An 11,784-nucleotide genomic window follows, 5' to 3' on the forward strand; every position below is an offset into this window, starting at 1 on the left:
CTTGATCAAGCCTGGTTGCCACATCGAGGGAACGTTGGCTAGATTCATCCCAGAATTCCCATCGACACGATCGCACCGATCCACCGGAAAGCCTGCTGATGAAACTGATCATTGCCATTGTCCAGCCCGATAAACTGGAAGCGATCAAGAAGGCGCTGACCGAGGTCGAAGTCTTCCGCCTGACGGTCGTCGATTGCCAAGGCTTTGGACGCCAAAAGGGACAGACCGGGGTCTACCGCGGTCACGAATTCTCCGTCACTCTGCTTCGCAAAGTTCAACTGCAGATTGCCGTCAACGACGAATTTGTCCAGCCAACCGTCGATGCGATCCTGGCCGGCGGACGGACGGGCCAGCAGGGACAGATCGGCGACGGAAAGGTTTTCATTCTGCCAATGGATGATTGCGTGCGAATCCGCACTGGCGAACGGGGCAGCGAAGCGATCTAGAGCGGATTAGCGACGATCCCAACGTTCGCGGTAATTTCGCACGAATCGATCCCGCAGCGGCGCCCTCCGGATAACGGCGCCCAACCGCGCGCTGGTCCCGCAGGGATCGCAGATCAATGTGCGCCCCCGCCGGCCGCGGCGATTGATAACGTGAACGTTTCCGCTGGTATTCGCTGCGCTCAAGCCACCAGCTACCCTCTACGATCCCGTCGGGATTCGGTGGCTGTTGTGTTTTTTGCCACAGAGAGCTCAGAGGCCACCGAGGATTGGGCGCCTGGCTGGTTTCCTCGGTGTGCTCGGCGACCTCTGTGGCAAGCGGTATCCCAAAGGGATTCCAGAAGGTATCCGGAGGTTGTCTCGCAGCGGCGGCCTCCGGAACCCGCGATGGTCCCGAAGGGATCGCAGATCGATGTGCGCCCCCGCCGGGGACGGCGTTTGATAACGTGAACGTTTCCGGTGGTAATCGCTGCGCTCAAGCCACCGGCTACCCTCTACGATCCCGTCGGGATTCGGTGGCTGTTACGATTTTTGCCACAGAGAGCTCAGAGACCACCGAGGATTGGGCGCTTGGCTGGTTTCCTCTGTGTGCTCGGCGACCTCTGTGGCAAGCGGTATCCCAAAGGGATTCCAGAAGGTATCCGGAGGTTGTCTCGCAGCGGCGGCCTCCGGAACCCGCGATGGTCCCGAAGGGATCGCAGATCGATGTGCGCCCCGCCGGAGACGGCGTTCGATAACGTGAACGGTTCCGGAGGTATTCGCTGCGCTCAAGCCACCGGCTACCCTCTACGATCCCGTCGGGATTCGGTGGCTGTTACGATTTTTGCCACAGAGAGCTCAGAGACCACCGAGGATTGGGCGCTTGGCTGGTTTCCTCTGTGTGCTCGGCGACCTCTGTGGCAAGCGGTATCCCAAAGGGATTCCAGAAGGTAGGCGGAGGTTGTCTCGCAGCGGCGGCCTCCGGAACCCGCGCTGGTCCCGCAGTGATCGCAGATCGATGTGCGCCCCCGCCGGGGACGGCGCTCGATAACGTGAACGTTTCCGGTGGTATTCGCTGCGCTCAAGCCACCGGCTACCCTCTACGATCCCGTCGGGATTCGGTGGCTGTTGCGATTTTTGCCACAGAGAGCTCAGAGGCCACAGAGGATTGGGCGCCTGGCTGGTTTCCTCTGCGTGCTCGGCGACCTCTGTGGCAAGCGGTATCCCCCAAAGGGATTCCAGAAGGTAGGCGGAGGTCGTCGCGCAGCGGCGCCCTCCGGAACCCGCGCTGGTCTCGCAGTGATCGCAGATCGATGTGCGCCCCCGCCGGGGACGGCGCTCGATAACGTGAACGGTTTCGGTGGTAATCGCTGCGCTCAAGCCACCGGCTACCCTCTACGATCCCGTCGGGATTCGGTGGCTGTTACGATTTTTGCCACAGAGAACTCAGAGGGCACCGAGGATTGGGCGACTGGCTGGTTTCCTCGGTGTGCTCGACGACCTCTGTGGCAAGCGGTATCCCAAAGGGATTCCAGAAGGTAGCCGGAGGTCGTCGCGCAGCGCGGCCTCCGGAACCCGCGGCCCCAACGCGCGCTGGTCCCGCAGGGATCGCAGATCGATGTGCGCCCCCGCCGGGGACGGCGCTCGATAACGTGAACGGTTCCGGTGGTATTCGCTGCGATCAAACCACCGGCTACCCCCTACGATCCCGTCCGGATTCGGTGGCTGTTACGATTTTTGCCACAGAGAACTCAGAGGCCACCGAGGATTGGGCGCTTGGCTGGTTTCCTCTGTGTGCTCGGCGACCTCTGTGGCAAGCGGGATCCCAAAGGGATTCCAGAAGGTAGCCGGAGGTCGTCGCGCAGCGGCGGCCTCCGGAACCCGCGCTGGTCCCGCAGGGATCGCAGATCGATGTGCGCCCCGCCGGAGACGGCGTTCGATAACGTGAACGTTTCCGCTGGTATTCGCTGCGCTCAAACCACCGGCTACCCACTACGATCCCTGCGGGATCTTTGGGGACGACTCGCACGGTTCGGCTGAAGCCTCCACTCCAGCGCTTGCTAGGCCGGGTCGTAGCCTTCGCGGCCGATTCCACGGCCTTTCGGCATGAATTTGCAAAGCCCAATGCCCAAAAAGTAGAGCAGGATTAAAGGCAGCATCAGTGCGACCATACTGTAGATATCCGCGGGTGTGAGGACCATCGAGAGGACCGCGATCACCAACACGGCAATCCGCCAACTGGAGACGTAGGCATCGGTCTCAAATAGCCCGATCCGCTGCAGGAACAGCATCACCAACGGCAATTGAAACGCGATCCCAAAGCCCAGCGGCAACAACAGCACAAAGTTCACGTAATTGCTCAAACGCGGCACCAGGTCGACGTTCAGCGATGCATTGAAGGTCAACAGGAAGTCGATCACGTACTGCAGCACGAGAAAGAAGGCCAGCACGACACCGGAGATGAACAAGACGACACTGAACGGCATGTAGACGTAAACGTACTTGCGTTCGTGTTCGTACAATCCCGCCGCCACAAAGCTCCAGATGTGATAGAAGATCCCAGGGCTTCCCAAAATCGCCCCGATCACGAGCCCCGCTTTCAACCAGATCATGAACGTCTCTTCCATCTGAAACGAACTTAGCCCCGCCCCAGCGGGTCGCCAGATCGTGACCGGTTTCAGATTCTTCTCGGGGTTCTCAAAAACCGCGTCGGGGACCTGGGCATCGATCGTTGTCATAGAACCGCCCGTCGCCACGGCGGGCTCACGTTCCGTCTCGCCCGCGGGCGGGTCGGCGAGCGGCTTGGCGTCGGTTGGCTTGGACTTGGCTGCGGGCTTCGATGGATCGTCCGGCTTTGCAGCTGCTTGGTCCGCGGGCTCCACGTTTGCAGCGGCTGCCGGTTTGGGTTTCGCAGCAGCGGCAGCGGCCGCTGCTTTTTCGTTCTCCTGGCGTTGGTTTTCCTCTTCCTCAACCGCCTGCTGATCGACCATGTAGACGGTCTCGTAGATCATCCCCTTTTCGACCAGCCATTTCCGCATCGGCGCTGCCTGGTCGGTCGTTGGATCGATGTCCATCTTGTAAAGCGTCTGATCGGCCAAGAACCGGGTGATCGCTTTTTCCAGCGGCAGCTGCACGAACTGGACGACTCGATCGGCGAAATAGAGTCCGATCGCGAGACCGAAGGCCAGCCAGATCGCCGCCTTGAGCAGCGATTTGCGCAGCTCGTCAAGATGTTCGCCGAATGTCATCGTCGAACTCTCGAACAGATCGTCCTTGGAAGCTTTGGCCGAATTCGGGTGGTTTTGTGCTTTGGCTTGATTCACGGTTCTATCAAACGACTGAAAGGTAATTGGATGGAAGGAGTTCGCTGGCACACGAAGTGCCCCCGCCAAGGTGGTTGCAGCCCACAGCCCCCGCGTCGGAGGCTGACGATGGCTTGTCGTATCAGCGGGAACGATTCGCCCGATGCGCTGCTGCGGCGCAGCGATTGCGAGCGAATAGAGTGGCCATAGGATCTCTCTGCCGTGGTGAATGAGACGATTTTAGCCACGGCGAAAGCAAACAATTCAACCCAATGGGGACTGTTTGGACCGCGAGAATTTGCAAAGCCTTTCCCTATCCAGGATGTGAACCCTGGCATTCACCGGGTCGAACCGACAGGCCCGGGCCGGGTGAATGAGAAAGCCTTTTTAGTCTAGTTGATTCCTTGCACAAAGCAATACAATAGCGTTCTTGTTTGTTTTTGAATGCTGCCCGAAACCGCCCCCCGCGCGGCGCCTCGACTTCTCCGAATCTTCTCCTCCCACCCCCCCGGAAGCTCCGCCGATGCATGCTCCACTCCGCTTTCAACCCCTGTTTCGCGAATACATCTGGGGTGCGCGGCGGCTGGGCAGCGTGCTGGGCAAGCCGATCGGCGACGCCCCGCGGTACGCCGAAAGCTGGGAGATCGTCGACCATGGCGCCGACCAGAGCATCGTTGCCGAGGGCCCCCTGGCGGGCCGGTCGCTATCGGAACTACTCCGCACCTCGGCCGCTGACCTGCTGGGACCGGAACTGGTTTGCAATCGCTTCCCGTTGTTGCTGAAATACCTGGATTGCGACCGCGTCCTGTCGGTCCAAGTCCACCCCGACGACACCTATGCTCAAAAAATGACGCCGCCGGACCTGGGCAAGACCGAAGCTTGGTACATCATCGCCGCCGAACCGGGCAGCCTGATCTACGCGGGCCTCAAACAGGGAGTAGGCCCCGAGGAGCTGCGTGCCGCCTGCGCCGCCGGCCGGACCGACGATGTCCTGCACACCTTGCAACCCTCCGCAGGGGACTGCGTCTTCATTCCCGCCGGGACCGTCCACGCCCTGGGCAGCGGTTTGCTGGTGGCCGAGATTCAACAGTCCAGCGATACCACCTTCCGCTTGTTCGATTGGAACCGAGTCGACGACACGGGCAACGCACGGCCACTGCACGTAAGCCAAGCGATCGAAGTCACCGATTACGATCGAGGCCCCGTCGATTTCCAAACCCCGCAAGATCTCGCCTCCGGCGGCCAGCGACTCGTTGGCTGCGATAAGTTCTTCCTCGATCGTTTCGGTGGCACCGCAGCGACCGAAGTCGGAGGGGACAATCGGTTCCGGATTCTGACCGTCGTCGCGGGCCAAGCGACGATCGCCTGGGGAGACGGGAACTCGATGGCGTTGCCACTGGGCCAGACCGCACTGATCCCGGCGGCGGTTGGCCAAGTGACATTGACCGGAAGCGACCCCGAATCGGTGGTCCTATGCATGGGGATGCCGTAAAGGCCTCCGGTTTTCAGCCTCAGAACGGAATCTGACATTTGGCGTCATCGCGCAAACTGTGCCGCGTTTAGCGATCCTTTCTGGAGCGCTGTCGAGACTGCAGTCGACTTGCCTGTCGTGCCGATCCCTAACAGCAGTCATGACGCTTTGCTAGCAAGTGAAGTTGCCATTGGCGGGCGGCAGCTGGAAAACCTATGCTCCCACCCCACTCCCTCTCCATCAGTTACTGGCAAAAGGCACATCCCATGCGATATTCCCTTGCGATCATCGCTGCGATTGGCTTCGTTTCGGTTGGCTGCCGCGGGTACAGGACGCCGTTTAACACGTCTCCCGGCACGACTCAACAGCAACGATTTGAAGCGGTCGCGCACGATCCCTACCCCGAAAACGACTTAGGGCCTGAAGTTGTCGGTGGTCGCCCGCGGGACTATCAAAAACCGATCGCCGAACCGGTCCGCGATAAGATGTACACCGAGAAACGCTCTTGGTTCTCGAACTAAACGATTTGCGTGGTGGCGCAACGGATCTTCGCACCACCCTCCCAATCGGTCGCAGATAGGGAAAAGTCGGGCGATAAGCGGCATTTGTGTGCATTTGTACCCTACTCGATCCCGCAGGGTTTACGTTATCGTTGTTGTTTGAATCGCCCGTAACAACAGCAAGCAAGTCACATGCCCAACCCGCCCCGCAAGAAAAAGAGCCCGCAATCCTCCTCCGCCAGCGAAACAACAACCTCCGCGGTTCGGTTGCAACGCATTTTGGCATCGGCCGGGTTTGGCAGCCGACGCAAGTGCGAGGAATTGATCACCGACGGCCGCGTGGACATCGACGGCCAGACCGTGACCGAGCTGGGGACCCGCGTCAATCCGCAGACCGCTAAGGTCCGCGTCGATGGCGTGACGATCAAACAGGCGAAGCTGGTTTATTTCGCGCTCAATAAACCGGTCGGCATCGTCACGACCAACCGCGACCCGCAGGGCCGACCACGCGTGATCGATCTGATCAACGAACACCAACGGGTCTTCCCGGTCGGGCGATTGGATCGCAACAGCGAAGGCCTGATCTTGATGACCAACGATGGCGATCTGTCGGAAATGCTCGCTCACCCCCGGCACGGTGTCCGCAAATCGTACCAAGTGACGGTAGCCGGCCTGGTCTCCCCCGAAACGCTGAAACAAATGCGCGAAGGGGTCCATTTCCACGAAGGACGTTTCCAAGTCGAAGGGGTCAGCATCCGGCGGACCCGCGGCAAGGCGACCGAACTGGACATCGTGCTTCGCGAAGGCAAGAATCGCGAAATCCGCCGAATCTTGGCCCGCTTGGGGCACAAAGTCGTCCAACTGAAGCGAACCGCGATCGGCAGCCTGAAACTGGGGGATCTACCGACGGGGGCCTACCGACCACTGAACAGTCGTGAAGTCAAGAAGCTCCGCGATGAAATTGCTGCGATGCAGGCGACCGAAGCCGCGGAGCCGAAGCCCGCACGCAAGTCGGCCCCACGTAAGAGCAGCGTTTCCAGATCGGCTGGACCGAGCGGAAATTCCCCCACTCGGAAAACCGTCGCCGGCAAACCGACAGGCCCACGCGGTGGCTCTGGCAAATCGAGCGGCGGTTCGAAGTCGGGCACGCCAGCTCGCAAGGGATCCCCGGCCAAGCCCGCTGGCCGCCGCCCCGCTGCAAGCGATATCATTATTTCGTCCGAAGCGACCGGCAGCGGATCGGGGACCGTGATCGGAGCTCCCGAATTGGCCGCTCCCCCCGCGAAGGCGAAGCGCCCCGCTGGGAATCGCCGCACGGCCAAGAAGCGTTCGCCGCGCGGTGGTGCTGCGAGCCGTGGAAAACGTCCACGTCGCTAGCATCGCGACAGCATCGATCCCGCGGCCGCCAGGAGGCTCGCCGGGAACGATCGCCCCTTCCCGGATACGAAACGACGCCACGACGCGAAGCGCCCCGGTGCTTCCTGTCGATCGAAACCGGCCGCGATTCCAAGGACTTGGCGCGTGAGGCCAGTTTTCGCCCGCCCTTTACTTGCGAGGATCGCTTGATGAACAGCCCGCTTCATGCCCAACATTACGCCGACGGTGCGACTTCGCTGCGAGCGGTAGTGACCGCCACCGATCTGATCGCCGAGAAGACATACCGTCTGCGATTACACGCCCCCGAGATCGCCAGCCAGATTGTCCCTGGGCAATTTGTGATGATCCGCTTGGACGGATTCAACGACCCGCTGATCGGCCGCGCCCTGGCGGTTTATCGCGTCGTTCGCAACGGCGACCAGCCGGCGGAGGAACTGGAGGTTGTCTACATCGCCAAAGGGAAATTGACGACCCGTCTGTCGCGCATCCAGATCGGCCAGCACATCGGCATTTGGGGCCCACTGGGCAATGGCTTCTCGACGATCGAGTGCGAACATCTGATCATGGCAGCCGGCGGCATCGGCCAGACGCCGTTCCTCGCCCTCGGCTCCGAAGCGTTGGGACAAGAGTCGTTCCCCGGCCGAACCAGCGGGTACGCAACCCGAGCGACGCTGCTGTACGGAGTTCGCAGCGCCAGCCTCGCCGCCGGGCTCGACGACTTCGCCGCCGCCGGAATCGAACTGGATCTTTGCACCGATGACGGCAGCCTGGGGACGCAAGCGTTAGTGCCCGATCGCCTGGCCGACTTATTGGCCGCCGGCGACCTCCCCGCGCAGACCCGCGTCGTTTGCTGTGGCCCCGAAATCATGATGCATCGCGTTGCCGAGGTTTGCGCCGCCGCAGGCGTCCCCTGCACGGTCTCCCTGGAAACCCCGATGGCTTGCGGGATTGGGATCTGTTTTTCGTGTGTCGCCAAAATCAAGCAAGCCGATGGCAGCTGGGATTACAAACGAACCTGCGTTGAAGGTCCGGTCTTCGATGCTGCTAGCGTTGTCTGGTGATCCACCCTGCTGGGGAAACTTTAGCGATTCTTTTCCGAATTCAAAAATTTCCGCCAGCGACAGTAACCGCCTAAGCCTTTGTCCAGCAACAGCTTACGGATTGCAATAGGAATTCCCACCGGACAACTTGCCCTTGCTCTGCCAGCGGTCGCTGAAGCACTATCCCACTTCGTTCGACCTCACCCGCGCCGTGAGCCTCGCAGCATGGATGCTTGCAATTGGGTTCACTTTGGCTCGCTTGATAGCCGTCCATGGAGGGACTTTGGCAATGCACATGTTGTGCTATTTATTGCTCGCCGCTGGCATTACGGGCAGCAGCGATTCGGTTCTCGTCGAATTCACGCAGCCCGGCTGCCACGCCTGTACCACCATGGAACCGGTCGTCGCGCAATTGCAGCGTGAAGGCGTTGCCATCCGCCGCGTCGACGCCGCACGGGAAATCCATCTCGTTCAACGCTATCGCGTCGCCAGCTTCCCCACCTACCTCGTTCTTTCGGGCGGACGCGAAATCGCTCGCCTGCAGGGAACGCAACCGATTCAAAACCTGCGACAAGCTCTGGCCAACCGGCAGGGCGAACGGATTCGCGACACCGGGGCTCGCAATGTCCAACCGGAAGTTCCGCAGACGCAGCTTTCCAACCTGACACCCGCCGTGGCGGCAAGTCCTGTCGCCGCAACGGTCTCCGGCGAATCGATGCCCAGCGTCAACTTGGCCCTCGCTGTGGAACGTGCCCAAGCCGCGACGGTTCGGATTCGTGTTCGCGAACAGGGAGCGGTGGGAGTCGCAACGGGAACGATCATCGACACCCACGGCCAAGAAGCTTTGGTGCTCACCTGCGGACACGTATTTCGCGATTCCGAAGGCAAAGCACCGATCGAAGTCGAACTGTTCGTCCAAGGTCAGATTCACACAGTGCCGGGACAATTAATCGACTACGATGCGAAGACCCGCGACATCGCCTTGGTCTCGATCCAACCGGGCTTCCCGATCCAGCCGGTGCCAGTGATTACGAAGGACCAGCTGCCCGCATCGGGCGTGGCCGCGTTCAGCTTTGGCTGCGACCGCGGCGCCGATCCGAGTCGTCGCGACACGCGAATCACCGCCGTCAACAAATACAACCAACACCTGGGGGCTTCGAATCTGGAGATCGCCGGCGCCCCGACGATCGGCCGCAGCGGAGGCGGATTGTTCGATCACCAGGGCCGAATTGTTGGCGTCTGCAACGCCGCCGACTTTGAAGACGACATCGGCATCTATGCCGGCCCCGGCACGATCCATTGGCAACTGGATCGCGTCAACCTCGCATCGCTCTATCAGCCGCGTGCTGCAATTGCTTCGGCGCCACGGAACAACAACGTTCCGGAGCCTCCAACCCGATTGGCCGCCGTAACGCAACCGGCGCCGCAAACGTCGCCCGCAGCGACTGCGTCCAACCAAGAAGTGATCGTGATCTTGCGAGACAAGAACCGTCCCGACACGCCAACACAGATCAAGACCATCGCCGAACCCACAGCCGACATTTTAAAACTTCTGGGTTTAACGACCCAGCATCGTTGATCCATTCTCGCCCACCACTGGATCAAACTGCGGCGACGCCTCGTCGCAGCCCGATGCGCACTGCGGAAGTAAAGTAACGTCCTGCCGGTCAGGAGATACTTGAAGCAAGACGCCCCCGCATCGATTGAAGTCTCGCGCAGGTGATCGTCGCCCACCACCACGCCACCCGCCGGCGGGGTGGGCCGATGGAACGACATGTCTACTATGGAGCAACGTTTACGTATCAAACATTTCTCTGGAGAGTATTTCGATGTCGCTGAAAAATCTGTGGTCCCTTCGTTTAAGTCTTGGGCTGATCGCCACCCTGGCCTGTTCGACTTTGGCAAAGGCCGACGATCCTGCGATTGCTAGCGATGCGAAACAAACAAAGCCTCTGGAGGTTGGCGGGACGCTCCCTGATGTTGCTGTCAAATCGGTCGATGGCAAACCGGTCAGCATCGCATCACTGCACCAAGACAAGCCTGTTGTCTTGGTCTTCTTCCGTGGCGGTTGGTGCCCGATTTGCACCCGGCACACGCAAACGTTGATCCAGGCTTACCCTGCGATCAAACAACTGGGAGCGGAACTGGTCGGCATCAGTCCCGATGATCCGGAGCATTCGCAAGCGAACGTCGCCAAGAATTCGATTCCGTTTCCCATCCTTTCGGATTCCGATCTGACAGCAACCAAAGCGTTTGGGCTCGCATTTCAAGTCGATGCGCCAACCTTGGAACGCTACAAAGGATTTGGGATCGACCTCGAAAAAGCTTCCGGATTCAAGCACCACGCGCTCCCGGTACCGGCGGTTTATATCGTCGACAAAAGTGGCCAAATCGTGTTTGCTCACAGCGACCCCGACTACCGCGAACGACTGGACACCGGAAAGATTGTCGCTGCGTTGAAGCAACTGAAATAGTGCCAACAATTTCCGTGCCGGCACCGCCTATTGGTGTCTGGCAGCCTCGGACAGGTACTGAGCCAACGCCCTGAAGTCGTCGATCGTCAACGGTGTCGCACAAGCGGCAGCGGCGTGAGGCGCAGCCAACGGAAACGGCTTCCCCCGCGGCAAGCCTTGCATCGCAAAGGCTTTGGGGCCGGGGATGCCCAAGAAAAATTCGCCGACGTCGACATGTAAGTGTCGCGTCTCGCGGAAGTTTTCGGGCAAAAACATCCCCTGCCCATCGACCACTTCGGCCGGCTCCCCGCCGCGGATGAACCAAACGGCCGAACTGACCAAGCCCGACTTGGGCTGCACCCAAATCAGGTGCCTCGCGACGACCTTTTCGTGCCGTTTATCGACGGCGACCAACGCGGGAGAATCGATCACAATCGCCGTAGCCAGTCGAAGCGCAACGGTCAGATGATCTAAAGACTGTTCGGCAGCTTGCAACACCTGTGCCCCGATCATCCCCAGCCCCGCCGCCCCATCCTGGTCGCTGACAATCCGGAAATTTTCCCCGTCGGCAACGGCCATCCCAATCCCGACCCGCTGTAGACGATGTTCCCCCTGGACCTGGTGGACATCCGCAGCAATCACCGTCGTAAACATTTCCGCATACCGCAGCACCACCTGCGAGACCCCGGAAACTTCCCCACCAGTCACATCAGGCGTAGCCACCAGAACCAAATCCGACCAACCTTCCAAACCATTGGCGGAGACCAAAGAACCGGCGGGAAGCCTTGAAATTGCAGCCTCATCATCCGCATCAGCACGACAGGCGCCCAGAATAGTACCGACCGTTAACGCAACGTAGATCACCGCAACGGTGACCGCTGGAGATCTCCAATTCGTATCGCCCGAATGGAACCGTCGTGTGATGTTCAGGTTCGTCAACATCGCTCTCCTAACAAATGACACAAGGCAGAGATTCCGAAGGTGTACATGCAAACCGTCAACCTGTCACCAAACCCCACTTTAGTGGAAAATAGATTGTAGAGTGGTCTCTGCTTGCAGACGACCTATTCTACCGTATAAGCCTAAACTTCAGTTTTACAGCCTGTTGGACGACAGTGACCTAGCAGCACGCCACCATCCGCAAGCTTTGTGGAGACGGATAAACACCCCGCAGTGAAGCTCCGAAATCTGAAGCGCTCGCGAGAATCGATAGGTACAA

The 11,784-nt window shown here is 60.1% G+C and carries 9 protein-coding genes; 7 read left to right on the forward strand and 2 right to left on the reverse strand.

The genetic code is table 11. The features are described 5' to 3' along the window. Positions 1-98 precede the first annotated feature (98 nt). The gene (locus tag Poly24_RS25135; RefSeq protein ID WP_145102065.1) at positions 99-446 is read left to right on the forward strand and encodes a P-II family nitrogen regulator; all 348 of its coding nucleotides are present in this window, start codon (positions 99-101) and stop codon (positions 444-446) included. Positions 447-2,482: 2,036 nt separating this feature from the next. On the opposite strand, the gene tatC is transcribed toward Poly24_RS25135, so the two are convergent. Then, on the reverse strand, positions 2,483-3,745 hold the full coding sequence (gene tatC, locus Poly24_RS25140; RefSeq protein ID WP_231753343.1) for a twin-arginine translocase subunit TatC: 1,263 nt from the start codon (positions 3,743-3,745) through the stop codon (positions 2,483-2,485). A 502-nt stretch (positions 3,746-4,247) separates the two neighbouring features. On the opposite strand from tatC, the gene Poly24_RS25145 reads away from it, so the two are divergent. The 6 genes from Poly24_RS25145 to Poly24_RS25170 all read left to right on the forward strand — a co-directional run bounded on the left by Poly24_RS25145 (position 4,248) and on the right by Poly24_RS25170 (position 10,586). Next, a complete protein-coding gene (locus Poly24_RS25145; protein WP_145102068.1) occupies positions 4,248-5,216 on the forward strand; it encodes a type I phosphomannose isomerase catalytic subunit in 969 nt (322 codons plus the stop codon). A 245-nt stretch (positions 5,217-5,461) separates the two neighbouring features. Then, positions 5,462-5,716, forward strand: coding sequence for a membrane or secreted protein (locus Poly24_RS25150; protein ID WP_145102070.1), 255 nt, complete (start codon positions 5,462-5,464; stop codon positions 5,714-5,716). 171 nt (positions 5,717-5,887) lie between these two features. After that, positions 5,888-7,072, forward strand: coding sequence for a pseudouridine synthase (locus Poly24_RS25155; RefSeq protein ID WP_145102072.1), 1,185 nt, complete (start codon positions 5,888-5,890; stop codon positions 7,070-7,072). A 188-nt stretch (positions 7,073-7,260) separates the two neighbouring features. Then, complete coding sequence (locus Poly24_RS25160) at positions 7,261-8,133, forward strand: dihydroorotate dehydrogenase electron transfer subunit (protein WP_145102074.1); 873 nt, start codon at positions 7,261-7,263, stop codon at positions 8,131-8,133. A 268-nt stretch (positions 8,134-8,401) separates the two neighbouring features. Further along, entirely contained in the window at positions 8,402-9,691 is a 1,290-nt protein-coding gene (locus Poly24_RS25165; RefSeq protein ID WP_145102076.1) for a trypsin-like peptidase domain-containing protein, read from the forward strand. A gap of 250 nt (positions 9,692-9,941) precedes the next feature. Next, the gene (locus tag Poly24_RS25170) at positions 9,942-10,586 is read left to right on the forward strand and encodes a peroxiredoxin-like family protein (protein ID WP_145102078.1); all 645 of its coding nucleotides are present in this window, start codon (positions 9,942-9,944) and stop codon (positions 10,584-10,586) included. A 27-nt stretch (positions 10,587-10,613) separates the two neighbouring features. On the opposite strand, the gene Poly24_RS25175 is transcribed toward Poly24_RS25170, so the two are convergent. Then, a complete protein-coding gene (locus tag Poly24_RS25175) occupies positions 10,614-11,507 on the reverse strand; it encodes a hypothetical protein (protein ID WP_145102080.1) in 894 nt (297 codons plus the stop codon). Positions 11,508-11,784 lie beyond the last annotated feature (277 nt).

The organism is Rosistilla carotiformis (genome assembly GCF_007753095.1).
GTDB classification, from domain to species: domain Bacteria; phylum Planctomycetota; class Planctomycetia; order Pirellulales; family Pirellulaceae; genus Rosistilla; species Rosistilla carotiformis.